Below are 24,470 nucleotides of genomic sequence, written 5' to 3' on the forward strand. Positions count from 1 at the left end.
GTTTGTAGTTGCTTGTTGACTACAAACCAGCAGACGTAACTGCATCGGCTCGGCATTCCATGTTCCAGAACCGTTGATTTATTTGGCGTTTTAGAGCTGGCCTTGCTTCATGTAATAATTAAGTATTTATTAAAGTAATTTATAATTTAGATTACTGTAATATTTAACCGGTGGAGATGTATGCATTTCTGATTAGTATATAGAGAAAAGTACATAGATGTGTTACTGATTTGTTGGCGTTTTATTTAAATGCTTCGAATTTCAATAATCATCAATAGTTATATTTTTCGTTGGGAAGTCTGCAATGAAATGGGAACAAATTTATGAATCCATGCAATCTGCTGACGATGCCGGACAGCTCCTTGAATATATAGGCACCTATGCCAGGCAGTGCGGATTTGCACATACGGCGTATGTCATGCGCGTTCCCTTGTTGAACGGCGTGGTCAAATGGCTCAGCTTTGGGTCGTTGCCGCAGGAATGGACCGATCACTATACAGCCCGAAAATATGCGGATGTTGACCCATTGGTTCGCAAGGCACTGAACAGCATAGAGCCATTGGTCTGGTCGTCGAAGCTCTTTGCGGAAGCACCACAGATATGGGCGGATGCACAGCGCTTCGGCCTCAAGGTCGGGATTTCCCAGCCGTGTTGGGCTGCTCAAGGCGTGTTCGGAATGCTGTCTTTCCTGAGAACTGGCCCGGCATTATCTTCCGGCGAGATTTCAATGTTGCGGCGCCAGATGCAGATCGCAGCCAATCTGCTGCATTTGTCCATGTATGAACATCTTGATGTTCCGACGATGAACTGCGTTTCTGAAGTGAACCTGACAATGCGCGAGCGGGAAATCCTGCGCTGGACGAGTGAGGGAAAGACTGCCGAGATCATCGGCACGATCCTCAATATTTCGACGCGCACGGTGAATTTCCATATCAGCAACGTGCTCACAAAGCTTGTTGCGGTGAATAAGGTTCAGGCCGTCGCCAAGGCCCGCACTTTCGGTCTTCTGTAAATATCTTCCAAGTCCCTCGGCGGTTTGATCCGAAGGGCATTTTTCAGCGGCTTTCCGGTTTGCGCTTTTTCTGAAACGGGCTACAAATTCATTATCTTTCCCGGAGGATCAATGAATGACTGCTCAGCCAAACTCTCTTGAAGCTCGCGATATCCGTTATCATCTCCATTCTTATACCGATGCTGTCCGCCTCGAAGCGGAAGGTCCGCTCGTCATCGAGCGTGGCGATGGCATTTACGTCGAAGATGTATCGGGCAAGCGCTATATCGAAGCGATGTCAGGACTGTGGAGTGTTGGCGTGGGCTTTTCCGAACCGCGTCTGGCCGAAGCAGCTGCACGACAGATGAAGAAGCTGCCTTTCTACCATACATTCTCCTACCGTTCGCATGGTCCTGTCATTGATCTGGCAGAAAAGCTTGTCTCAATGGCTCCTGTTCCGATGAGCAAGGCCTACTTCACAAATTCAGGTTCCGAAGCCAACGATACGGTCGTCAAGTTGATCTGGTATCGCTCCAATGCGCTGGGTGAACCGGAGCGCAAGAAAATCATCTCACGCAAGCGCGGCTATCACGGTGTGACGATTGCCTCTGCCAGCCTGACCGGCTTGCCCAACAATCACCGTTCTTTCGATCTGCCGATCGATCGTATCCTGCATACGGGCTGCCCGCATTTTTATCGCGAAGGACAGGCTGGCGAGAGTGAGGAACAATTCGCAACGCGGCTGGCGGATGAGCTGGAACAGTTGATCATCGCGGAAGGTCCTCACACCATCGCTGCTTTCATTGGCGAGCCGGTGATGGGGGCTGGCGGCGTAGTCGTGCCGCCCAAAACCTATTGGGAAAAAGTGCAGGCTGTTCTCAAGCGCTACGATATTCTGCTGATCGCCGACGAGGTTATTTGCGGCTTCGGACGGACAGGCAATCTGTTCGGCAGCCAGACTTTCGATATGAAACCGGACATTCTGGTGATGTCGAAGCAGCTTTCGTCATCCTATCTGCCGATTTCGGCCTTCCTCATCAACGAGCGTGTGTACGCGCCAATTGCCGAAGAAAGCCACAAGATCGGCACGCTTGGCACGGGCTTCACGGCATCTGGCCATCCGGTGGCGGCAGCGGTAGCGCTGGAAAACCTCGCCATTATTGAAGAGCGTGATCTGGTCGCCAATGCGCGCGACCGCGGCACCTATATGCAGAAGCGCCTGCGTGAGTTGCAGGATCATCCTCTGGTCGGCGAAGTGCGTGGCGTTGGTCTCATAGCCGGTGTCGAGCTTGTTACCGACAAGCAGGCCAAGACGGGCCTTGAACCAACCGGCGCTTTGGGCGCAAAGGCAAACGCCGTTCTTCAGGAGCGCGGCGTCATTTCCCGCGCAATGGGCGATACGCTTGCCTTCTGCCCGCCGCTCATCATCAACGATCAGCAGGTTGATACGATGGTGTCCGCGCTCGAGGCGACGCTGAACGATGTTCAGGCAAGCCTCACCAGGTAATAATTTGCTCTGGAGCTGTCCGAATAACGGGCAGCTTCAGAGCAAAACCCCGTTAAATATCACAAAAATTGTATGATTTTCCGTGACTTGGCCAAAAAGCGGCTTTTCCCGACGCGCGCAAGTTTGTTCCGGCCCCGCGCGCAAATACGGTAAGTTTTTCGCGCAAGCGAGTTGCAATACGCGATAGGTTTCTTTCACTTTTCCGCATCATTTCACGACAATGCGCGCATCGTGGCTTTTGCCACACCTGCGCCGGATGAAGGCATTCGCCATCTCTCCCGCCAGTATCGAGTCCCCATCCGGTTGCCGGGAGTAAGTAGTCGTGCATCATGCATCCCTGACCAAGAACCTGACGCATCTTCAGCGCCTTGAGGCGGAAGCTATCCATATTTTTCGCGAGGTTGCGGCAAGTTTTTCCAACCCGGTAATGCTTTATTCGGTCGGTAAGGATTCGTCGGTGATGCTGCATCTGGCGATGAAGGCATTCTATCCCGCTCCGCCGCCTTTTCCCTTTCTGCATGTTGATACGACATGGAAGTTTCGGGAGATGATTGAGTTTCGCGATGCGCAGGCGCGTGAAAAGGGTTTTGAGCTGCTCGTGCATATCAATGAGGATGGTGTGCGCGAGGGGGTTGGCCCCTTTAGCCATGGATCGAATGTCCACACTCATGTGATGAAGACGGTCGCCTTGCGGCAAGCGCTCGACAAGTACAGGTTCGATGCTGCTTTTGGTGGCGCCCGTCGCGACGAGGAGAAATCGCGCGCCAAGGAGCGCATCTTTTCCTTCCGTAACGCGCAGCATGGTTGGGACCCCAAGAACCAGCGTCCGGAAATGTGGAAGATCTACAATACGCGGGTTTCCGCAGGGGAATCGATCCGCGTCTTTCCGCTGTCGAACTGGACTGAACTCGATATCTGGCAATATATCCTGCAGGAGAATATCCCCATCGTCCCGCTTTATTTTGCAGCGCATCGTCCGGTGGTCGAACGTGACGGCATGCTGATCATGCTCGACGACGACCGCATGAAGTTGCGTCCGGGCGAAACGGTGGAAAACCGACTGGTGCGGTTCCGCACGCTTGGCTGCTATCCGTTGACCGGCGCTATTGAATCCAGTGCGGCTGACCTCTCCGATATTGTCGAAGAAATGCTGATTGCCCGTACATCCGAGCGGCAGGGCCGCGCCATTGACCGTGACGAAGCCGGATCGATGGAAAAAAAGAAGCGCGAGGGCTATTTCTGATGAATGCGATAATCAAGCCTGTTGCGACCAATGCTGTAGTCAGCGACTTCCTGGCCGATCAGGAGCGCAAGACACTCTTGCGCTTCCTTACTTGCGGATCGGTGGATGACGGCAAGTCAACGCTCATCGGACGCCTGCTCTATGACACGAAACTGATCTTCGAGGACCAGCTCGCATCGTTGAAGAACGACAGCCGCAAGTTCGGTACCACGGATGACGATTTCGATTTCGCATTGCTGGTTGACGGTCTGGAGGCTGAGCGGGAGCAGGGCATCACCATTGATGTCGCCTATCGCTTCTTTTCGACACCACGTCGCAAATTCATTGTCGCTGATACACCCGGTCATGCGCAATATACGCGCAACATGGCGACTGGTGCCTCGACAGCCGATCTTGCTATCGTGCTCATCGATGCTCGTCAGGGTGTACTGACCCAGACACGACGCCATTCCTTTATTGCCGCTGCACTTGGTATTCGTCACATCGTTCTGGCCGTGAACAAGATCGATCTGGTCGATTTTTCGCAAGAGGCTTTCGAGCGCATCGTTGCCGATTATATGAGTTTTGCCAATGAATTAGGCTTTGTCAGCATCCAGCCGATCCCGCTTTCGGCGCGTTTCGGCGACAATGTCACCCTGCCGTCGCCACGCATGGACTGGTATGAAGGGCCGCATCTGCTCGAACATCTGGAGACCGTGCGCATCGACACGGAGGCAGCGGCCAAGCCGTTTCGTTTTCCGGTGCAATATGTGAACCGGCCCAATCTCGATTTTCGCGGTTTCTCCGGCACTGTGGCATCCGGTTCGATCAGCGCTGGTGATGCCGTGGTGGTTGCCAAATCAGGCAAAACCTCCCGCGTAAAACGCATCGCCACCTATGACGGTGATCTGCCACGTGCTTCCGAAGGACAGGCTGTCACACTGGTGCTGGAGGACGAGATCGAGGTTTCACGCGGCAATATGCTGGTCGGGACAGAGGCCCGGCCTGAAGTTGCTGATCGGTTTTCAGCCAATATAGTCTGGTTCGGCGAGGAGGCATTGCATCCCGGCCGTTCCTATATCCTGCGTACCGAGACCGATCAGACGCCGGTAACGATCAACGAGATCGTATACAGAACCGATATTGACAGTTTCACCCGTCAGGAAGCATCCCGCCTCGACCTCAACGAAATTGGACTTTGCCATCTCCAGACGGTGGATCAGATTGCGTTCGATCCTTACGCGGATAATCGTGTAACCGGCGCGTTCGTCTTGATCGACCGGCTTACCAACGCGACTGTGGGCGCTGGGATGATCGATAGTGCTCTTCGTCAGGCGACGAATGTGCATCTGCAGTCCTTCGACCTCGACAAGCAGACACGCGCAGCGCAGAAATTCCAGAAACCGGCTGTGCTCTGGTTTACGGGGCTGTCAGGCTCCGGCAAATCCACCATCGCAAACCGGCTCGAACAGCGGCTCCACGCGCTTGGCAAGCACACCTACCTGCTGGACGGTGATAATGTCCGTCATGGCCTCAACAGCGATCTGGGCTTCTCCGATGAGGATAGGGCGGAGAATATCCGCCGTGTCGGCGAAGTCGCCCGATTGATGACCGATGCGGGGCTGGTGGTACTGGTCTCCTTCATCTCGCCATTTCAAGCTGAGCGTGATCGGATTCGCGCTCGCCTGCCTGAAGGCGAGTTTGTCGAGATTTTCGTGGATACACCGATAGAGGAATGCATCGCGCGTGACCCGAAGGGGCTCTATGCGCAGGCTTTGCGTGGCGAGATCAAGGCTTTCACCGGGATCGATTCTCCCTATGAGGCGCCAGTTTCACCGGAATTGCGCCTGAGCACGACAGGTCGTGACGTTGACGAACTCGTCGCAGAAGTAGAAAAGTATCTTGCCGAACGTGGTATCATCGGCAGTTATGGCAGCGATTCCTGGTCAATCTGAGCAATGAAGATTTCAGCCTCCCCGAAAGCCGATCCGAACGACGAAGCAATGCTGGCCGTCCTGCAGGAAGCTGCACTCGAGGCGGGGCGCGTTATCATGAAGCACTATGCCAATGGTTGCGCGGTTCAGAGCAAGAAAGATTCTTCCCCGGTCACGGAAGCAGATCGTGACGCGGAAGCCATCATTCTTGCGGCACTCGCTTCCGTTGTTCCGGATATTCCGGTTGTGGCTGAAGAAGAAGTGGCAGCGGGACGTTTGCCTTCACATTTGGGGCGGCGATTTTTATTGGTCGACCCTCTCGACGGCACCCGTGAGTTTCTGTTGCGAAACGGCGATTTCACAGTGAATATCGGCCTGATCGAGGATGGCGCTCCGGTTCTCGGCATCGTTTATGCACCAGTTCGCAATCGCTTGTTTATTGGAAACAGCAATGGTGCTGAAGAAATAACGACGACCAAAGATCATGCAATCGGAACAAGGCGCGGGATAGCGGTGCGTGTTCACGGGCCAGAGCGGGTGGCCGTCTGCAGCCGGTCACACAAGAACCCGGAAACGGAAAAGTTCCTGAACGACAACAGGATCAACAGCTGTGTTTCCATCGGTTCGTCGCTGAAATTCTGCCTGATTGCCAGTGGAGAGGCCGATATTTATCCACGTTTCGGCCCGACGATGGAATGGGATACGGCGGCGGGCGATGCCGTGTTACGCGCCGCTGGTGGCCTCACCACGACTTTCGAGGGAACGCCGCTCTCTTATGGTCAACGCGCCAATGAAGGTGTTGCGGGTTTTGCAAACCCCAATTTCGTGGCTTTTGGCGGTGGTACGAAGCCTGTTTTTGCTATGCTTTAATAGATTTTGGAAGCAAACGGATAGCGCCGTCCTGCTCTCATATGCAACTCGTCTGAAACCATTTCCAACTTTTGGGGTTAGGCATTAAAAAAACGACAGGATGCTCTTGCAGCTTGAAATTGGGGGCGTTATAAGCCGCCTCAATGGTCAAGACCACGTGGTCACGGAGTGTAGCGCAGCCTGGTAGCGCACCTCGTTCGGGACGAGGGGGTCGGAGGTTCGAATCCTCTCACTCCGACCATTTTCCTGAGAGCGAAGGCTCCTCTTTCATCCGATTTTTAGTATCAGACAGAGTATATCATCGCCGATGATGGGCAATTGCTTGTGTGTCAGGCGATGCTTTTTTCCTTCAGAACATCAGTATTGGCTACCTCCTAAACGGATACTGTGGTAAGTGCCTTTTCGAAGAGCATTGGCGCATTGAGGTAGACTTTGCCTAACTAATACCGGTCTCAACCCAGTTTCACCTACGCGACCTGACAGCAGAGAGCTGTCGGGCGTGTGAACTTGTTCATTGGGTGGCGGCTAGAGACCGGTTTGGCATTGTCAAATGTGCCGGAACAGCTTGCGCTGTCTCTGCTCTTCAGCCCCTTGAAATATCGCCATGCCGCGCCCGGATTGGGCACCTCATTCGCCATCTTGGTGAACTTCCAAAATGGAAGACCGAGATATTATGAGCGATACTCTTCGGGTGCGGTGGATGATCACACCGAATATTGCCCCCCAGCCTTGGATCGCGTGCAGCGGATGCGGCAAGCTGAAGCCTTTTCAATCAAGTGGAAAGGTTCGGTTGAATGCCAACGGTCGCAAGCTTGATGCGTGGCTGATCTATAAATGCCTGACATGCGACAAGACATGGAACCGGACGATCTTCGAACGACAGAATATCCGCGAGATCAATCCCAGGATACTGGAGGCACTTCATTCCAACGATCCGCAATGGATTTGGGTCGAGGCGTTTAATATGCAGGCACTGAAACGGAAATCGCAGCGCGTCGATGAGTTCCCGGAGTACGATGTTGCTAAACGTATCGTGTGTGGGGCTGCCAGCTGCAAGGCAATCGAGATCGAATTGCAAATTGCCCTGCCGGTCAGCATTCGCCTTGATCGTCTGCTTGCAGCTGAGCTTAAATTATCTCGTGCTCGCCTTCAGGCACTTAGCGATGGAGGTGTAATTCGGATTGTACCGGATGAAAACGACATGCTGCGACGACGCCTCAAAACCGGTGTCATGATCTCGATAAATCCGGGAGAACCGGGTCAAGAGACTGGTTGGCAGTCGCTGCTTACGGCAGTCACGTCCTGACATAAAAAGGAGGCCCGTTTTCGGGCCTTCTATCATCCTCAATGGGTCATGATTGAACGTTGTTGCGCTCACTTAGTCCGTTTTCCCGAAAACCGACATGCGCATGAACTCCCCATCATATTGGGCGAGGGCGACCACGCGTTTGCGATCCAGTATCTCCACTCGGTTTGAGCGAAACAGGATCAGCCCTTCCTCGCGCAGGTCACGCAGCATCCGATTGAGATGTATCGGTGTCAGCCCAAGAGCATCGGCAAGCTGATATTGCGTCAGCGGGCAGTAGAACGAATTCGGATCGCCCATTCCGCTCGATTTCACGCGGTCGGAAAGCTCCAGAAACAGATGCGCAGTTCGGACGAACGCCGCGCGGCATCCGATATTGGTGAGATGTTCGATCAACATCGACCGCTGCCGCGCCAGAAGTTCGATAAGGATCAGACTGAGACGTGGCGCGCGTTCGATAGAAGCTTCAAGTGAGGCAAGCGGAATCTCGAAAGCCGACATAGGCGTAATTGCCGCGATTGTGTTGTAGCTGTAGCCATCGGCGGTTCGGAGTCCGAGAAAATCGCTTCGCATGGGAAAGTCGATGATCTGCCGCTCGCCGCTTGAAAGATCGCGATATACGCACCCCCAACCGGACCGCACGAGATGGATGCTTCTGACACGTGCCCCCTGTTCAATGATGGTGGCATCGGCCGCATAATCGTTTTCGATAACAGTGAGAGAAGAAAGCGCATCTGTTTCCCGCGCTTCCAGCTTGGCAAGAATTGGAGGTGCCTCCAATAAACCAATAAGCGCTTCAATCGATGGGTCTGTGATCTGCTTGCCACTATGCATTTCTAACCCACTAGAGCGTATCCCGAAATTTGTGAAACAGCCTTTCGGAAAAGATGCGCGTCAACATGAACAGTTAGGGCGCTCGTTCGATTCAATCAAATCGATATGCAATTTAAAGCACTTCCACCATACCGCATGGCGGTTTTGCGCGGAAATCGAATAAACAACCAGTTGAACATTTCAGTTGGAAGTCTGAGTGCCCCTGAGCTTTGGAACGCGCAATTGCCCCCCTTTGCGCTGACGAATTCAGTAAAATCGAAAACCAACTAAACGAAAGATATAGAGGCTATATCCTACCTCTCTCCAAGTCGTTCTTATGGACGGTCATAAATTTTCTGCATTGCTAACATAAGTTAATGACACGATTATTTCCCGATAGCAATATTTACCCCAGTCAAGGCTACAGGTCTATCCAGACAAGCACCGGAAATCACTCGTCTCTGACGAAAGTAATAGTTGGATGCATAAACATAGAGCAACTTGAGTAGCGCCGGGAGTATCACATGTTGGAAACAAGAGGGGATAGCCTTTGGGCTGCTTCGGAAAGCATGGGCGACAGGGGAAACGCCGCAAGCATTGAGGCAACACGTGGTCGGCGTTTGTTGCTCGTATGCAAGAGCAATCTTGAGCGGCAGTGCCTTTATAACGGGCTTGTGCTGAACGGACTCAAGCTTCCCGTGGAAACACAAGCGGCGGTTGAACTCGCAGATCCAACGGACGATATTGCTGTTGTTCTGATCAATATCGGCTCAAAGCGTTTGGCCGATCCGTTTTTTTCGGAGAAGTTGCAGGCTGTGATCGAACTCTGGCGTCCGGTTCCGGTCGTTTTTCTCGCCGAACGCGAGGAGTGGTCCCAGGTTGTGCGCGCCATGGAAATCGGTGCTCGTGGCTACATTCCCACTTCAGTCGATATCAAAGTTTGTGTTGAAGCCATCCATCTTGCCACCGCTGGCGGTATGTATGTTCCGGCCTCCATGGTTTTCCAAACCGCGCCGACCGATATCGACGACGATGTTCTGGGTGAGTTGCTCACAGCACGAGAGATCGAGGTCGTCCATGCCATCCGAATTGGCAAATCGAACAAGATCATCGCGTTCGAACTCGGTATGAGCGAAGGCACGGTAAAGGCACACGTGCATAACATCATGAAGAAGATCGGTGCCGCGAACCGCACGGAAGTAGCGTGCAAACTGCACAGAATGTACGGCGAGAAGTTCGATTTCGACTGACTATTTCGATTTTCGTTGGTCTGGCTCAGCGCCTGTTGCCCACAAAATATGGAGGGGCGAACTGGTGATCCGCTCCTCCATAATAAGGATGGATGTTCTTTTGTTGGGCTCTCAGTCCAGTCTCCCCTGAAATACCAGCCTTCCAGAGCCCGATTACATGTTCGATCTGCTACGCTATAACGCTACTCATTCCCCACATTCTTCGACCAAAGCTAAACAACATCATTAAACGGCTCGATGGTTTTGTTTTTTAGTTACATCGAACCGGGATAAATGCGCTATGCGAAGTTTTTACCATACCAGTAACTCTTGCTTTGCTTCAGTCTTTCATGTGCAAGAGATGACTGAAAGAATACAACTGTTCGATTTTCAGTGAATATAGATATTGGATTCTCTATTAACGATTAGGTTTATGAGAGTTGCATCGGGCCGTTCGAAGGGGCGGTCGAGCTTTAGACATTGATCGGCGAAATATGCGTTTCGTTTGAAATGTAAACGAATGTTTATACTTGAATTTATGCTGTTTTTGTTGGCCATTGAGCGAAAGCGACAAATATCGAAAATTGCTGAAAAGCGAATGCTATTCGAAGCCATTCGAACTGAAATGGTTGCTTTCTATTGAAAAAACGCGAAATTACCCGAACGTAATCAGAATAATGCCAGATCCGGGATAAAAATGCAGCTCACTCCCCGTCACAACGCAATTCTTGAGCTCGCTCGCAAGCAAGGGCAGGTTCTGGTGGATGATCTGGCTGCGGCTTTCGAGGTGACGCCGCAGACGGTCCGCAAGGATTTGAATGATCTTTGCCGCGCCCGGATGTTGCGCCGCATCCATGGGGGTGCGCTCTATCCATCCGGCGTCGAGAACATGGAGTATGAAGCACGACGCCGCATCGCCGCGCATGAAAAGGAATCGATCGGGCGCGCTGCCGCAGAAATCATTCCGGACGGTGCTTCCTTGTTCATCAATATCGGCACCACAACCGAAGCCGTCAGTCAAGCGCTGGTCGACCACAACAATCTGATGGTCATCACCAATAATATCAATGTTGCCAATACGTTGCGTGTTCACCCCTCTATAGAGGTGGTGGTGGCAGGTGGCGTCGTGCGCCCGTCTGATGGAGGGATTGTTGGCGAGGCCGCCGTTGATTTCATCCGCCAGTTCAAGGTCGATTACGCAATCATCGGCGCTTCGGCTATGGACGAAGACGGTGCTTTGCTCGATTTCGATTTCCGCGAAGTGAAGGTGGCGCAGGCCATCATCGCCAATGCCCGGCACGTAATCCTTGTGACTGACGCCACAAAGCTGGAGCGGACAGCTCCGGTGCGTATCGGCCACATATCGCAGATCAATACCTTCATTACCGACCATTGTCCGTCGAACCAGTTGCGGGAGCTGTGCCACGAAAGTGAGGTAGAGCTGATTGAAACCCTTGGAGAAAGCCGGGCGGCAGAAAAACAAGCATAGTTTCGTTTATTTTCGATTTGCTTTCGTATGAAATGATTTATATTCGCTTTGGTTTTCGGAGAGTGGTCTTCGGGGTTCGCCATGGCGCAAGAGAAACTATTTGATATTTTTGTAATCGGCGGTGGCATCAACGGCTGCGGTATCGCACGTGATGCGGTTGGTCGGGGATTTTCAGTTGGCCTTGCCGAGATGAACGATCTGGCAAGTGGCACCTCATCGCGGGCAACCAAACTCATTCATGGTGGTTTGCGCTATCTGGAGCACTATGAATTTCGTCTGGTGCGCGAGGCGCTGATGGAGCGCGAGGTGTTGTGGGCCAATGCACCGCACATCATTCATCCGATGCGATTTGTGCTGCCTTATCATAAGGGCGGAATGCGCCCTGCATGGCTGTTGAGGCTCGGGCTGTTCCTCTATGACCATCTGGGCGGGCGTAAAAAGCTCCCCGCCACGCGTACGCTTGATATGCGCTCGGACCCGGCTGCGCAGTCCTTGAAACCGCTTTTTGCCAAGGCATTCGAATATTCGGACTGTTGGGTGGATGACGCGCGTTTCGTTGCCTTAACTGCCCGTGATGCAGCGGATCGCGGAGCGATAATCCAAACCCGAACCAAGGTCGTGGCGGCGCGCCGTGACAGGGAATACTGGACCATTACGCTCGAAGATACCGGTACACATGAGCGCGAGGAAGTTCGGGCTCGTCTGCTGGTCAATGCTGCTGGTCCCTGGGCAGACAAGGTTCTGCAGGGTGTCGAAGGAGATCGACAGCTTCACAATGTCCGGCTTGTTCAGGGCAGCCATATTGTGGTGCGCAAGAAGTTCTCCGATCCCCGTTCCTATTTCTTCCAGAACAATGACGGGCGTATCATATTCGCCATCCCCTACGAGGATGAGTTCACCCTGATTGGCACAACCGATCAGGACTATCAGGGGGACCCGGCCAAGGTTGCGATCACCGATGGTGAGACCGACTATCTCTGCGCGGCAGCCAGCGAATATTTCAAGGAGCCGGTCAGACGCGCGGATATCGTCTGGACCTATTCCGGTGTGCGCCCGCTTTATGATGACGGTGCAAGCAAGGCACAGGAAGCAACGCGCGATTATGTCCTGAAAGAAGATGCACCCGATGGGCTTGCACCTCTGATCAACGTTTTTGGCGGCAAGCTGACCACTGCGCGGCGACTTGCCGAACATATGCTGGAGAAGATCGAGCATAGGCTGGGACAAAAAGGTGCGCCGTGGACCCATGCTGCTCCGTTACCAGGTGGCGATTTCGTGGATGTCGAGTTCGAGCGTGAGCTGCAGAAGGTGAAAGTTGCATATCCTTTCCTGACGCCTGCTCATGCGCGGCGCCTGTTCCGGCAATATGGAACGCGTATTCGTGTTCTGCTTGGGGAAGCCACTTCACTTGCCGACCTTGGACAGCATTTCGGTGCCGATCTTTATGAAGCCGAAGTGCGGTATCTGCTTGAGAATGAATGGGCGGTGAGCGCCGAGGATATTTTGTGGCGGCGTACGAAACTTGGTCTTCGCCTGAATGCGGCGGATGTTTCCTCGCTTGAGGAATATCTGAAGCCTGCTCGCGTCGCCTAAGCCCTCTCAATCTGTAGCCGCACTTGCCAGTTGTGTTTTGAGCGGTCATTATCCTCCCAGACAGCGGGTTCCAGCCTTCCTGGGAGGAAAAGATGGGCACACCGCAAGACCGAACACATGCCGATCTGATTCAATCCGCGATCATGACAGCGGGAGGGGCAGCGCGATCTGCTCTGGTCGCCTCATGGCGACGCTCGTCGGAACTGCACGGGCTTGATCCTGCCGAATTGGGGTCGGTGCGCACCCTTTCCGATGGTGAATTCAGGACCGCTCATCAACGTATCGAACGTCTTGTCAGCATAGCGCAAGCCAGTATGGATCGCCTTTATCTGGCCGTCGGTGGTGTGGGTTGTTGCGTGCTTCTGGCTGACAGCGAGGGCGTTCCCGTTGAACGTCGTGGTGCGCCGGGCGATGATGATACATTCTATCGCTGGGGGCTTTGGACCGGTGCTGTCTGGAGCGAACAGAGCGAAGGCACGAACGGGATCGGCACCTGCATTGTTGAACAGCGCCCGCTGACAATTCATCGCGACCAGCATTTTCATACCCGTAATATCGGGCTTTCCTGTACGGTCGCCCCGATCCATGATCATCAAGGGCGTTTGATGGCAGCGCTTGATGTTTCCTCGTGCCGCGCCGATCTGACGGAGGCTTTTGCGCAGCTTATATCTGTCGCTGTGATCGATGCTGCACGGCGCATCGAGGCTGAAAATTTCCGTCAGGCTTTTCCCGAGGCTCGTATCATGCTGGCGCCAAGCCCCGACAGAACCGGCGGCGCACTGATCGCGGTCGACAAGGATGATCTGGTCATTGGCGCCACACGTGCGGCGCGTCTGGCAATGGGGCTTGACGATGCCGCTATTGCAGTTCCGTTGCCTGCAGCCGATCTTCTCGGCTGGCATGCTGACCCTCGTGAAGATATGGCAGAGTCAGAGCGCAGCGTTATTCTGCGCGCTCTTGCGCGCGCAGAAGGGAATATTTCGGCCGCAGCCGGCCTTTTGGGCATCAGTCGCGCCACGCTTCATCGCAAGCTCAATCGCCTGAAGATCATTCGTCCGCACTAATCAGCAATAAGCGGGCGCAACTGTCTCAATATTGCGACACATAACCTTGCGAGCTTGAATGCGCGGGATGACTCTTTCGTGCTGCCGCGCGATCCTCACTCATGAAACGCTGTAGGAGCAGCGTGGTTTTGGGAGGAATGTCATGAACAAGGTTGAATTCAGCCGGACCGTGAAGCCGGCTTTCGCAAAACGCTACGGAAACTTCATCGGGGGCAAATGGGTCGAGCCCAAATCGGGTCGCTATTTCGAAAACACTTCGCCGGTCAATGGTCAGGTGCTTTGCGAAGTAGCCCGCTCGGATGCCGCCGATGTCGAAGCGGCTCTTGATGCAGCGCATGCCGCCAAGGATGCCTGGGGCAAGACGAGCGCGGCTGAACGCGCGCTCATCCTCAATCGCATTGCTGACCGGATTGAGGAAAACCTGCCTGCGCTCGCTGCCGCCGAAACCTGGGACAACGGCAAGCCAATCCGCGAAACTACCGCTGCCGATCTTCCTCTGGCCATCGACCATTTCCGCTATTTCGCCGGTGTGATCCGCGCCCAGGAAGGCAGCATTTCCGAAATCGACCACGACACGGTCGCTTATCATTTCCATGAACCACTCGGTGTTGTCGGGCAGATCATTCCGTGGAACTTCCCGCTTCTCATGGCGACATGGAAGCTCGCTCCGGCCCTTGCGGCGGGCAACTGCGTCGTCCTGAAACCGGCTGAACAGACACCGGCATCGATCCTCGTGCTCATGGATCTGATCGGCGATCTTTTGCCCCCCGGTGTGATCAATGTCGTCAATGGTTTTGGTCTTGAGGCAGGCAAACCGCTCGCGTCGAGCCCGCGCATCGCCAAGATCGCCTTCACCGGCGAAACGACGACGGGTCGATTGATCATGCAATATGCCAGCCAGAACCTCATCCCGGTTACACTGGAACTCGGCGGCAAGTCGCCGAACATCTTCTTCAAGGATGTCGCAGCGGAAGACGACGATTTCCTCGACAAGGCCATCGAAGGCTTTGTGATGTTCGCACTCAATCAGGGCGAAGTCTGCACGTGCCCAAGTCGCGCGCTCATCCATGAATCGATTTACGACAAGTTCATGGAAAAGGCGCTCAAGCGCGTGAATGCAATCGTGCAGGGCGATCCCCTCGATCCTGCCACGATGATCGGTGCACAGGCTTCCAGTGAGCAGCTGGAAAAAATCCTGAGCTATCTCGATATCGGCCGCCAAGAAGGTGCTGAAGTGCTGGCAGGTGGCGAGCGCAATATTCTGCCGGGCGATCTGGCTGGCGGTTATTACGTCAAGCCAACCGTATTCAAGGGCACTAACAAGATGCGCATTTTCCAGGAGGAAATCTTCGGACCGGTCGTGTCTGTTGCAACCTTCAAGGACGATGCGGAAGCGCTATCGATTGCCAACGATACGCTTTACGGTCTGGGTGCCGGTATATGGACGCGTGATGGCACGCGTGCCTATCGCTTCGGGCGTGCCATTCAGGCCGGTCGTGTGTGGACCAATTGCTACCATGCCTATCCGGCACATGCGGCATTTGGCGGTTACAAGCAATCGGGTATCGGTCGCGAAAACCACCTCAAGATGCTGGATCACTATCAGAACACCAAGAACATGCTGGTGAGCTACAGCCCGAAGAAACTGGGTTTCTTCTAACCGAAGCTGACCCCGGAACTGCAATACGGAGAAAACATCTTCGTATTGCGCTCAATCAAGGGATGGAACCGTTCCTCATGCCAGTATTGCGTCGAGCATAACGGTTTCCAATACCCCTCCCAAGGGGGCCTGGGCGGAAACGCCCGGGCGACCTTCTTCTAGTGCCTCCGGAAAGCATTCAGTTTTCGACATTCATTTCTTCCCTCCCCCAGGAAGCCAGCTCAGTTCGACAACGAAGGAGAAACTTCATGGCAAAGACAATGAAAGCCGCTGTGGTGCGCGCATTCGGAAAGCCACTGACAATCGACGAAGTGCCGATACCCGAGCCCGGACCGGGACAGATACAGGTTGCCATCCATGCGTCCGGCGTTTGCCATACCGATCTGCATGCAGCCGAAGGCGACTGGCCGGTAAAGCCCAACCCGCCATTCATTCCGGGGCATGAAGGCGTCGGTTATGTTTCGGCTGTCGGTAGCGGTGTCAAACATGTGAAGGAAGGCGACCGCGTCGGCGTTCCATGGCTTTATACCGCATGTGGCCACTGTCGTCATTGCCTGGGCGGCTGGGAAACACTCTGCGAAGAGCAGCTTAATACAGGCTATTCGGTCAATGGTGGCTTTGCCGAATATGTCGTCGCCGATCCGAATTTTGTTGGTCACTTGCCGAAGAACATTGATTTCAACGAAATCGCGCCGGTTCTCTGTGCTGGCGTGACGGTCTACAAGGGTCTGAAGGTAACGGATACCAAACCCGGTGACTGGGTTGTGATCTCCGGTGTCGGTGGTCTCGGCCATATGGCGGTGCAATATGCCAAGGCAATGGGGCTTAACGTTGCCGCTGTCGACATCGACGACAGAAAGCTTGATCTCGCGCGGAAACTTGGCGCGACGGTTACCGTCAATGCCAAAACGCATAATGATCCGGCGGCCTATATCAAAAAAGAAACCGATGGCGGTGCGCAAGGCGTGCTGGTTACGGCTGTTTCGCCGATCGCATTCGAACAGGCCTTGGGCATGGTATCGCGTGGTGGGACTGTATCGCTGAACGGTCTGCCACCCGGTGACTTCCCGCTCTCTATATTCAACATGGTATTGAATGGCGTCACAGTACGCGGTTCGATTGTTGGTACGCGGCTTGATCTGCAGGAGTCGCTGGATTTTGCCGGTGATGGCAAGGTGCGCGCCACTATCCGAACCGAAAAGCTCGAAGATATCAATTCCATCTTCGATGATATGCGCCAAGGCAATATTGAAGGTCGCGTAGTCGTGGACCTGACTCAGTAATGTCCAGACGCTAGAGCAGCGCATCCCGAAAAGTGTGAAACGGCTTTCGGACAAGATGTGTGCTACAACATATAATCGAAGCGGGCATCCTATGAGCGCCCGCTCATTTTCTTGGGAGGAGAATGTGGAGGAGAAAATCCCGCATGAGGGCAGAGGTCAGGTTAGCGCCACGGCGGCAGCGCTTGACCTCATCCGTGAATTGCAGGCCGAATATGGGCCGATCATGTTCCACCAGTCGGGCGGTTGTTGTGACGGGTCATCACCGATGTGCTATCCGCAAGGAGAATTTATTGTCGGCGATACGGATGTAAAACTGGGCGAAATCGGTGACGCTCCGGTCTATATCAGCGGCCCGCAATATGAGGTCTGGAAGCATACCGAACTCATCATCGATGTCGTTCCGGGGCGCGGAGGCATGTTCTCCCTCGACAATGGGCGCGAAGTTCGGTTTCTGACGCGTTCGCGGGTCTGTTCGGTTCCCTGATTTCTCTTTTCGTTTTGTGGCGAAGCGGTTAGTTAGATCGGAGAGGGAGGGAGACGATCCAACATGGCCGCAGCAGGAAAACGAGCAACCATTCATGATGTGGCACGCCTTGCCGGTGTGTCGATCAAGACAGTTTCACGCGTCTACAATGACGAACCGAATGTGCGCGAAGCCATTCGCGAAAAAGTCAGGCAGGCGGGGAGTGAGCTCCGTTACCGCCCCAATGCTGCAGCGCGCAACCTTGTTGAACGGCGTTCTCACCTGATCGGACTTTTCTTCGAGAACCCCAGCGCCAGCTATGTCACCGAACTGCAGATGGGCGCACTGGAACGGCTGCGCGACACGCGATACCGGCTGCTGATCTTCCCCGTCGAAAATCGTGAAGACATCCGTGGTGCGCTGATCGAAACAGCCCACGCTTCCGGTCTCGACGGCATCATCGTGACGCCCCCCATGTCGGACGATCCTGAAATTCTGGCCGAACTGACGGCTTCCGCAATGCCATTTGCCCGTGTCGCGGGCGACGCGAACGTGCACCCGACCGATAGCGTCACGATCGATGACGAAGCGGCTGGCGTCGATCTGATGGAGTATCTTCTGAAACTCGGCCATCGCCGGATTGCGATCGTGATTGGCGATCCAACCCATCGCTCGGCAGAGCTGCGCCTCGCGGGCTATCGCCGCGCACTGGAAAAGGCAGGGATCAAGCGCAATCCCGATTATGAGGTGCAGGGTGGCTTCAGTTTTGCGAGCGGTCTCGCCGCCGGAAAGAAGCTGCTTTCGCTTGAGGGACCACCCACCGCTGTGTTTGCGTCAAACGACGATATGGCCGCCGCCGTCATGCAGGTCGCCTATGACCGCAACATTGCGATACCTGATCAGCTAACGGTGGTTGGCTTCGATGACAGCGCGATTGCCAGCATGGTTTCGCCGCAGATCACCACCGTCCGCCAGCCGATTTTCGAGATGACCCGCGATGCGGCGGACATGCTTCTCAACCAGATCGAAACCGGTCATTTGTCGGCTTCCCGGCGAATTGAGTATAAACTCATCATCCGCCAGTCATCGGGAAAAGCGCCGGTATAGGCCTGTCTAACTCTGTGCTGGACGCGAGGGGAAGAACCGCTCGCGGGCGAAATTGCTGCCGAAGATCATGTCATATTGCAGCATCTGATAGTCACGCAGGAGAGGAGGAAATGGCGGCCTCTGTTGCCAGCCTTCCTCGACTTTCTCCGAACGGTCGAAAACCGCATGATTGTCAACGACCTGGTAGCGCTCATGCAACTGACGCAGGAAGCCTGTGTAATAGGGATGCTGCATCCCTGCCATATCCAGAATGTGCAGGGGCAGGAAGGCAGGGCTGATCGTACCGGTTCCCCGCTCGGCGCCACGCTTATTCGACCAGAGAACAAGCGGCGTTTCGTGTTGCAGCATCATATCGGCGGCAGGCGCTGTGCGGCTCGCGACCCGGTTTGCCATGAACCCGGTCTCGACATAGACGGGGCCGAGTGGTGGCAGATGGTCACCGAAGAAGACGAGAATGGTTTCGCGGTCGCGCTTCGACGCCCACTCCATCAACCGTGCAAGGCTCGCATCGGCATCCATGGCGCCTTGCGAATAGGAACGGATCGACTGGCGCGTGTGCTCGCTGGCGTCAGTCTGCACCTCAAGTTTGGAATCCGGGTAACGATTGGCTTCGTAGGGGCCATGTCCCTGAAGTGAGACGGCAAAGAAGAAGAACGGCGCATCCATGGAATCTGCTTCGCGGATGATTTCGTCGGTCAAAGCAGCGTCGGAAGCCAATGAGCCGCGCTTTTCCAGCGGTGGCATGTTTTCTTCTGACATGAACTTGTCAAAGCCCATGCTTTCATAGACGGGGCCGCGGTTCCAGAACCATTGGCGATAGGGATGGATGGCGCGCGTCGCATAACCCTGATCCTTGAAAAAGCTTGCAAGCGAGGGAAGCGGGCGACGGATATATTGCTGATAAGGGATACTGCCGGAGGGCAGGAAGGCTTTGGAAAAACCGGTCAGAGCCTCGAACTCGACATTGGCAGTCATGCCACCGAATTCTGGCGAGAAGACATGGCCGGATTGTTCCGCCCGAACTGTCGGAATCGGGTCGGCGCTGAAAGCCACGCCCGGGAGGCGGGTCGGATCCCAGAAGGATTCGCTCATCACCATAATGACGTCAGGCTTGCTGGTATCGAATGCAGCAGGGATCAACTGCGCCGGCGGTTCGATGGCGGCAATTGCTTCGGAAGAATAGCCTTCCGGAGCGAAGACGGTAGCCATTGGTACATTCAGGATGAAGGCCATGGTAAAGCCGTTATGGGCGTAGTTTTCCTTTTGGTCCCACATGATCGGCAGGATGCGCAGACGGTCGCGCGCCAGCGAAAAACTGGCATAGTCGGAAATCACTGCGAACCAGGCGAGCAAGGGCAGCGCGAAGGCAATACGCAGCATCCGACCCTTCCATGGGATTGGGTCAAAGCGCCGCCACCAGAACAGCGTCACGGTGATCATCACCGCTGCCGAAGCGATGAGAAGCAGGGCTATGCCGACCGCACTCCACGGGCGGTCACGCACCAAAAGCGGCAGAAGATCGACGATCTGACGGGCATAGAGAAAATCGCTCGGATAAAGCGGGTCACCGAGATAAAGGCTCTTTTCGCGTGCAGTTGTGGCCGCAATCAGTGCCAGCGGGCCGACAACAAAGAAGCCATAGTGAATGCGTCCGAAAATAGCGTCGCTTGCTGTCAGGACCACGACGAAGAGCGCAACGGTCGTCCATGCAGGCTTATGCGGTGTGCGGAAGAACTGCATCGTGTCGGTGAACGAGCCGCGCACGATCCATTCGACAGCGAAAACCAGCAGCGTTGAAAGTACAATGGAAGCGAGCGCAATTGCGGCGAGGCGCAGCGGCCAGGCAACACGGGCAGGCCCGAAAATCGCGGCATCGCTCCAGCGACGCGCAGCGGTATTTTCCATCACACCCGGCATGTTTTACTCGCTAACTCCCGCACTTCTACAAAAAGCCTGTCACATTTCTGTCATGGAAATGTCAAGGCACGCTTGGGCCGCGAGTGATACGCACCGTGATCTGAATGGATGATGAATGGAGCATGTCTCCCGAAAGCGGGAACCGGTTTCGGGATAAAGACATGCCTGAAAACAAACAGATAGAGCATTTCTAATGATTCAATCAGAGCAGGGAATGCTCTAAAATGAAAACGGGGCCGGAACTAATCCGGCCCTGTCCATGGCATTATAGCGGATTGGATTACGAAAAGACGTCTTCCAGTCCCTTGGTCAGTTCCAGCGCCTGCCGCTCGAACAGGCGACGATAGATACCGCCCGGCTTGCGGATAAGCGCATCATGATCGCCTTCTTCAAGGATCTTGCCCTTGTCGAAAACCAGCAACCGGTCAAGCGCACGAACCGTCGAAAGCCGGTGCGCAATGACAAGCGTCGTACGACCGACCATCAGCCGTTCCATTGCCTGCTGGATCAGCACTTCCGATTCTGAATCGAGGCTCGATGTGGCCTCATCCAGAATAAGGACTGGTGCATCTGCCAGAAAGGCACGGGCAATCGCCACACGCTGACGCTCGCCGCCCGAAAGCTTCACACCCCGTTCACCGACAAGCGTTGCATAGCCTTTCGGCAGGCGGCTGATGAAGTCATGCGCGCTTGCGAGGCGTGCAGCCTCTTCGATTTCCGGCTGTGTCGCACCGGGGCGGGCATAGGCGATGTTCTCGGCCAGCGTCCGGTGAAACAGGATTGGCTCCTGCTGCACGATGGCGATCTGCGATCTGAGCGATGCCTGTGTGACTTCGGCAATGTTCTGTCCGTCAATCTTGATGGCGCCGCCACTGACATCGTAGAGACGCTGGATCAGCTTGACGAATGTCGTCTTGCCCGAGCCCGAATGACCGACCAGACCAACCCGCTCGCCTGCCTCGATCTTGACTGAAAAGTCGCGATAGAGGGCTGCTTCGTGGTTGCCATAGTGGAAAGTGACGTGATCGAAGGTGATCTCGCCATTTCCAATCTTGATCGCCGGTGCACCTGGCTTGTCGGCAATGCCGTAAGGCTGTGCCTCGATGTCGACCAGTTCTTCCATGTCGTTGACAGAACGCTGCAGGTTGCGGATATGCATTCCTACATCGCGCAGATAACCTTGCAGCATGAAGAAGGCTGTCAGGACGAAGGTGATATCACCCGCCGTTGCCTTGCCCTGGCTCCACAGATAGAGCGCAAAGGCGATGACCACGCCGCGCATCACCAGCAGGTTCGCGCCCTGAATGAAGCCATTCAGCGTACCGATCAGCCATGTGCGGCGTGTGCGACCGCGCCACTTGGAAACGACCTTTGCAAGACGTGCATCTTCACGGCTTTCCGCGCCAAATGCCTTGACAACGGCATTGCACGAAATGGCATCGGCCAAAGCGCCGCCCATGCGCGTGTCCCAGCTATTGGCAAGCGTTGCCGCAGGCGCAACAAAGCCAAGCGAAATCACGATCGTGCAGACGATGAACAGCACCGAACCGATTGCAACCAGCAACCCCATCAGCGGCCAGTACCACGATAGAAGTACCACCGAACCAACCAGCATCAGGATTGACGGCAACAGTGCCACGATCAGCGTATCGTTGAGCAGGTCGAGCGCCCACATGGCACGCGAGACCTTGCGCACGGTCGATCCGGCAAAGGCGTTGGCGTGCCAGTCTGTCGAAAACCGCTGCAGCTTACGGAACGAACTTGCTGCCATGTCGCTCATGATCTTCAAGGTGAAGTCCGTGATGACATAGAAGGTCAGCTGACGCGTAATCAACGCCAGCGCACCCAGCGCAAGCAGGATGATCAGGGCATGAATGGCGGCATCCCATCCACTGTCGCCGCCAAGCGACAATGCGTCGACCAACCGACCGGAATAGAGCGGTGTCAGAACATCTGCGGCTGTTGCAAGCAGCATGCCGATTATCATCAGCGTCAGCCGCAAGGGCTGACTTCGCCAATGGCCGAAAGTGTAGCCGAGGACGTTGCGGAAGGCAGGCCCCCGGAAATCTATGCGAAACCGAGTCATATCTATAATACCAGGCCGTGTTTAAACGGATTCTGGTTCCTTTAAAGAAGACAAAACAAGCAGCCGGTGAGGGCTGCGGCAAATTTGGAAGTTTTGGAATCTGCCCTTTTAGGGAGGGCGTTCAGGCCTCAGCCTGCAATGCGGGCCAAAGACTTAAAGCTTGGAAGCGCCCGCGCAAACACTGGGCACCATGGGGAATGGGTAATAGACACGCATCTCATACCTCTTGCCAGTGTTGCAGATGCGTGCACAATAAATGAGCAGAAAATTTTGCCAAGACGCAAAATGGCGATTTTGCCATCCAACCATTTGACTGTGATATATTTGCAAGCCTTGTTTAAAGGGCGTTGTTAGCTTTCAGCCCTTTGCCGACCGGATATTTTCACTTTTTCCGTTACAGGACGGCTCCGGCCTTGCAATTCTGCCGCTCATGGGTGAAGGGTCGTCCTGAGATATATCAGAGCCGTGCGGCGCACAGGGAGAGTTCATGACAGTCCATCAAAATCTGATCGCGGGCGAATGGGTCGGCGGTGACGGGATCGCCAACATCAATCCTTCGGATACGAATGATGTCGTTGGGACCTATGCGCGGGCAACTGCCGAAGACACCAAGGCAGCCATTGCCGCCGCGAAAGCCGCTTTCCCGGCCTGGTCGCGTTCCGGCATTCTGGAACGCCACGCCATCCTGCGCAAAACTGCCGATGAAATTCTGGCGCGCAAGGACGAGCTTGGCCGTCTCCTGTCGCGCGAAGAAGGCAAGACGCTGGCTGAAGGCATCGGCGAAACCATTCGCGCCAGCCAGATTTTTGATTTCTTCGCAGGCGAAGCCCTGCGTTTGGCTGGCGAAGTTCTGCCTTCTGCACGTCCGGGTATCGGTGTGGAAATCACCCGTGAGCCGATTGGTGTCGTGGGCATCATTACCCCATGGAATTTCCCGATCGCTATTCCGGCCTGGAAGATTGCGCCGGCACTTTGCTACGGCAACACGATTGTGTTCAAACCGGCTGATCTCGTGCCGGGCTGCTCCTGGGCGATTGTCGATATCCTGCACCGTGCGGGATTGCCAAAGGGCGTTCTCAATCTCGTCATGGGCAAGGGTTCGGTTGTCGGTCAGACCATTCTGGACAGTGCGGACGTTCAGGCCGTCACCTTCACCGGCTCGACCGGTACGGGCAAGCGCGTTGCGGCGGCATCCATCGAGCACAACCGCCGCTTCCAGCTCGAAATGGGCGGTAAGAACCCGGTTGTCGTCCTGGATGACGCCGATCTCGATGTCGCTGTCGAGTCCGTGGTCAATTCGTCCTTCTTCTCGACCGGCCAGCGCTGCACGGCATCGTCGCGTATCATCGTGACGGAAGGTATCCATGACAAGTTTGTCGCTGCTGCAATCGAAAAGCTGAAAAGCGTTGTGGTCGACAATGCCCTGAAGCAGGGCACGCATATCGGCCCGGTTGTTGATGAAAGCCAGCTTCAGCAGGACATGGATTATATCGAGATCGGCCGCAAGGAAGGCGCAAAGCTTGCTTTTGGCGGCGAACGTCTGAACCGCGAAACGCCGGGCTTCTACCTCCAGCCTGCGCTTTTCACTGAAGCCACCAACCAGATGCGGATCAGCCGCGAGGAAATCTTTGGCCCGGTCGCTTCGGTCATCCGCGTCAAGAATTATGAAGAAGCGCTTGCTACCGCCAACGATACGAGCTTCGGCCTGTCGTCTGGCATCTGCACGACGAGCCTGAAATACGCCACGCATTTCAAACGCAATTCGGAAGCGGGCATGGTGATGGTCAATCTGCCGACCGCCGGTGTCGATTTCCACGTGCCATTCGGCGGGCGCAAGGGTTCGAGCTACGGTCCGCGCGAGCAGGGCCGCTATGCCGCCGAGTTCTACACGACGGTCAAGACAGCCTATACGCTGGCCTGATAGCAATGTGAGTGG

Annotated in this window: 18 protein-coding genes and 1 tRNA gene; 16 read left to right on the plus strand and 3 right to left on the minus strand. The window is 54.9% G+C overall.

Annotated elements, in window-relative coordinates; genetic code table 11:
* Positions 1 to 304 precede the first annotated feature (304 nt).
* The 7 genes from CES86_RS14090 (at position 305) to CES86_RS14120 (ending at position 7,830) form a co-directional block, all read left to right on the plus strand.
* Positions 305 to 1,012, plus strand: a complete 708-nt coding sequence (locus tag CES86_RS14090) for a LuxR family transcriptional regulator (protein ID WP_010658031.1) — start codon at positions 305 to 307, stop codon at positions 1,010 to 1,012.
* Positions 1,013 to 1,127: 115 nt separating this feature from the next.
* Positions 1,128 to 2,498 carry an aspartate aminotransferase family protein gene (locus CES86_RS14095; protein ID WP_011982390.1) on the plus strand — a complete coding sequence of 457 codons (1,371 nt, stop codon included), beginning with the start codon at positions 1,128 to 1,130 and terminating at the stop codon, positions 2,496 to 2,498.
* A gap of 322 nt (positions 2,499 to 2,820) precedes the next feature.
* Positions 2,821 to 3,741: a sulfate adenylyltransferase subunit CysD gene (cysD, locus tag CES86_RS14100; RefSeq protein ID WP_094514703.1), complete on the plus strand. Its 921-nt coding sequence runs from the start codon at positions 2,821 to 2,823 to the stop codon at positions 3,739 to 3,741.
* A complete protein-coding gene (cysN, locus tag CES86_RS14105; protein ID WP_094514705.1) occupies positions 3,741 to 5,675 on the plus strand; it encodes a sulfate adenylyltransferase subunit CysN in 1,935 nt (644 codons plus the stop codon). The genes cysD and cysN overlap by 1 nt, the downstream gene beginning before the upstream one ends.
* Before the next feature lie 3 nt (positions 5,676 to 5,678).
* Positions 5,679 to 6,524 (plus strand): 3'(2'),5'-bisphosphate nucleotidase CysQ, encoded by an 846-nt coding sequence (cysQ, locus tag CES86_RS14110; protein ID WP_010658035.1) that lies wholly within the window; start codon positions 5,679 to 5,681, stop codon positions 6,522 to 6,524.
* A gap of 164 nt (positions 6,525 to 6,688) precedes the next feature.
* Positions 6,689 to 6,765 (plus strand) — tRNA-Pro (locus CES86_RS14115).
* 432 nt (positions 6,766 to 7,197) lie between these two features.
* Positions 7,198 to 7,830: a DUF1062 domain-containing protein gene (locus CES86_RS14120; protein WP_040128988.1), complete on the plus strand. Its 633-nt coding sequence runs from the start codon at positions 7,198 to 7,200 to the stop codon at positions 7,828 to 7,830.
* 72 nt (positions 7,831 to 7,902) lie between these two features.
* Here the strand turns inward: CES86_RS14120 and CES86_RS14125 are convergent, their stop codons facing one another.
* Complete coding sequence (locus CES86_RS14125; RefSeq protein ID WP_094514708.1) at positions 7,903 to 8,664, minus strand: Crp/Fnr family transcriptional regulator; 762 nt, start codon at positions 8,662 to 8,664, stop codon at positions 7,903 to 7,905.
* A gap of 503 nt (positions 8,665 to 9,167) precedes the next feature.
* On the opposite strand from CES86_RS14125, the gene CES86_RS14130 reads away from it, so the two are divergent.
* The 8 genes from CES86_RS14130 to CES86_RS14165 all read left to right on the plus strand — a co-directional run bounded on the left by CES86_RS14130 (position 9,168) and on the right by CES86_RS14165 (position 18,531).
* On the plus strand, positions 9,168 to 9,893 hold the full coding sequence (locus CES86_RS14130) for a response regulator transcription factor (protein ID WP_094514710.1): 726 nt from the start codon (positions 9,168 to 9,170) through the stop codon (positions 9,891 to 9,893).
* A 676-nt stretch (positions 9,894 to 10,569) separates the two neighbouring features.
* Complete coding sequence (locus CES86_RS14135; protein WP_010658039.1) at positions 10,570 to 11,361, plus strand: DeoR/GlpR family DNA-binding transcription regulator; 792 nt, start codon at positions 10,570 to 10,572, stop codon at positions 11,359 to 11,361.
* Between the two features lie 81 nt (positions 11,362 to 11,442).
* Positions 11,443 to 12,954, plus strand: coding sequence for a glycerol-3-phosphate dehydrogenase (gene glpD / locus CES86_RS14140; protein ID WP_094514712.1), 1,512 nt, complete (start codon positions 11,443 to 11,445; stop codon positions 12,952 to 12,954).
* A gap of 92 nt (positions 12,955 to 13,046) precedes the next feature.
* Positions 13,047 to 14,018 (plus strand): GAF domain-containing protein, encoded by a 972-nt coding sequence (locus CES86_RS14145; protein WP_010658041.1) that lies wholly within the window; start codon positions 13,047 to 13,049, stop codon positions 14,016 to 14,018.
* A 142-nt stretch (positions 14,019 to 14,160) separates the two neighbouring features.
* Entirely contained in the window at positions 14,161 to 15,678 is a 1,518-nt protein-coding gene (adh, locus tag CES86_RS14150; protein WP_011982458.1) for an aldehyde dehydrogenase, read from the plus strand.
* Positions 15,679 to 15,926: 248 nt separating this feature from the next.
* A complete protein-coding gene (gene adhP, locus CES86_RS14155; RefSeq protein WP_010658043.1) occupies positions 15,927 to 16,961 on the plus strand; it encodes an alcohol dehydrogenase AdhP in 1,035 nt (344 codons plus the stop codon).
* Between the two features lie 124 nt (positions 16,962 to 17,085).
* Positions 17,086 to 17,445, plus strand: coding sequence for a DUF779 domain-containing protein (locus tag CES86_RS14160; RefSeq protein ID WP_373418734.1), 360 nt, complete (start codon positions 17,086 to 17,088; stop codon positions 17,443 to 17,445).
* 63 nt (positions 17,446 to 17,508) lie between these two features.
* Complete coding sequence (locus CES86_RS14165; RefSeq protein ID WP_094514716.1) at positions 17,509 to 18,531, plus strand: LacI family DNA-binding transcriptional regulator; 1,023 nt, start codon at positions 17,509 to 17,511, stop codon at positions 18,529 to 18,531.
* A gap of 6 nt (positions 18,532 to 18,537) precedes the next feature.
* Here the strand turns inward: CES86_RS14165 and CES86_RS14170 are convergent, their stop codons facing one another.
* Together CES86_RS14170 and CES86_RS14175 are read right to left on the minus strand one after the other, a co-directional pair.
* Positions 18,538 to 20,448, minus strand: coding sequence for an LTA synthase family protein (locus tag CES86_RS14170; protein ID WP_094514718.1), 1,911 nt, complete (start codon positions 20,446 to 20,448; stop codon positions 18,538 to 18,540).
* Between the two features lie 280 nt (positions 20,449 to 20,728).
* A complete protein-coding gene (locus tag CES86_RS14175) occupies positions 20,729 to 22,534 on the minus strand; it encodes an ABC transporter ATP-binding protein (RefSeq protein WP_040128969.1) in 1,806 nt (601 codons plus the stop codon).
* Positions 22,535 to 23,021: 487 nt separating this feature from the next.
* On the opposite strand from CES86_RS14175, the gene CES86_RS14180 reads away from it, so the two are divergent.
* Positions 23,022 to 24,455 carry an aldehyde dehydrogenase family protein gene (locus CES86_RS14180; protein WP_010658048.1) on the plus strand — a complete coding sequence of 478 codons (1,434 nt, stop codon included), beginning with the start codon at positions 23,022 to 23,024 and terminating at the stop codon, positions 24,453 to 24,455.
* Positions 24,456 to 24,470 lie beyond the last annotated feature (15 nt).

The organism is Brucella lupini (assembly GCF_002252535.1).
Classification (GTDB): domain Bacteria; phylum Pseudomonadota; class Alphaproteobacteria; order Rhizobiales; family Rhizobiaceae; genus Brucella; species Brucella anthropi.

Bases quoted from the DNA above. Each gene is read 5' to 3' on its own strand.
- CES86_RS14090 (WP_010658031.1), top strand. From the start codon at position 305: ATGAAATGGGAACAAATTTATGAATCCATGCAATCTGCTGACGATGCC.
- CES86_RS14095 (WP_011982390.1), top strand. From the start codon at position 1,128: ATGACTGCTCAGCCAAACTCTCTTGAAGCTCGCGATATCCGTTATCAT.
- cysN (WP_094514705.1), top strand. From the start codon at position 3,741: ATGAATGCGATAATCAAGCCTGTTGCGACCAATGCTGTAGTCAGCGAC.
- cysQ (WP_010658035.1), top strand. From the start codon at position 5,679: ATGAAGATTTCAGCCTCCCCGAAAGCCGATCCGAACGACGAAGCAATG.
- CES86_RS14120 (WP_040128988.1), top strand. From the start codon at position 7,198: ATGAGCGATACTCTTCGGGTGCGGTGGATGATCACACCGAATATTGCC.
- CES86_RS14125 (WP_094514708.1), bottom strand. From the start codon at position 8,664: ATGCATAGTGGCAAGCAGATCACAGACCCATCGATTGAAGCGCTTATT.
- CES86_RS14130 (WP_094514710.1), top strand. From the start codon at position 9,168: ATGTTGGAAACAAGAGGGGATAGCCTTTGGGCTGCTTCGGAAAGCATG.
- CES86_RS14135 (WP_010658039.1), top strand. From the start codon at position 10,570: ATGCAGCTCACTCCCCGTCACAACGCAATTCTTGAGCTCGCTCGCAAG.
- glpD (WP_094514712.1), top strand. From the start codon at position 11,443: ATGGCGCAAGAGAAACTATTTGATATTTTTGTAATCGGCGGTGGCATC.
- CES86_RS14145 (WP_010658041.1), top strand. From the start codon at position 13,047: ATGGGCACACCGCAAGACCGAACACATGCCGATCTGATTCAATCCGCG.
- adh (WP_011982458.1), top strand. From the start codon at position 14,161: ATGAACAAGGTTGAATTCAGCCGGACCGTGAAGCCGGCTTTCGCAAAA.
- adhP (WP_010658043.1), top strand. From the start codon at position 15,927: ATGGCAAAGACAATGAAAGCCGCTGTGGTGCGCGCATTCGGAAAGCCA.
- CES86_RS14165 (WP_094514716.1), top strand. From the start codon at position 17,509: ATGGCCGCAGCAGGAAAACGAGCAACCATTCATGATGTGGCACGCCTT.
- CES86_RS14170 (WP_094514718.1), bottom strand. From the start codon at position 20,448: ATGCCGGGTGTGATGGAAAATACCGCTGCGCGTCGCTGGAGCGATGCC.
- CES86_RS14175 (WP_040128969.1), bottom strand. From the start codon at position 22,534: ATGACTCGGTTTCGCATAGATTTCCGGGGGCCTGCCTTCCGCAACGTC.
- CES86_RS14180 (WP_010658048.1), top strand. From the start codon at position 23,022: ATGACAGTCCATCAAAATCTGATCGCGGGCGAATGGGTCGGCGGTGAC.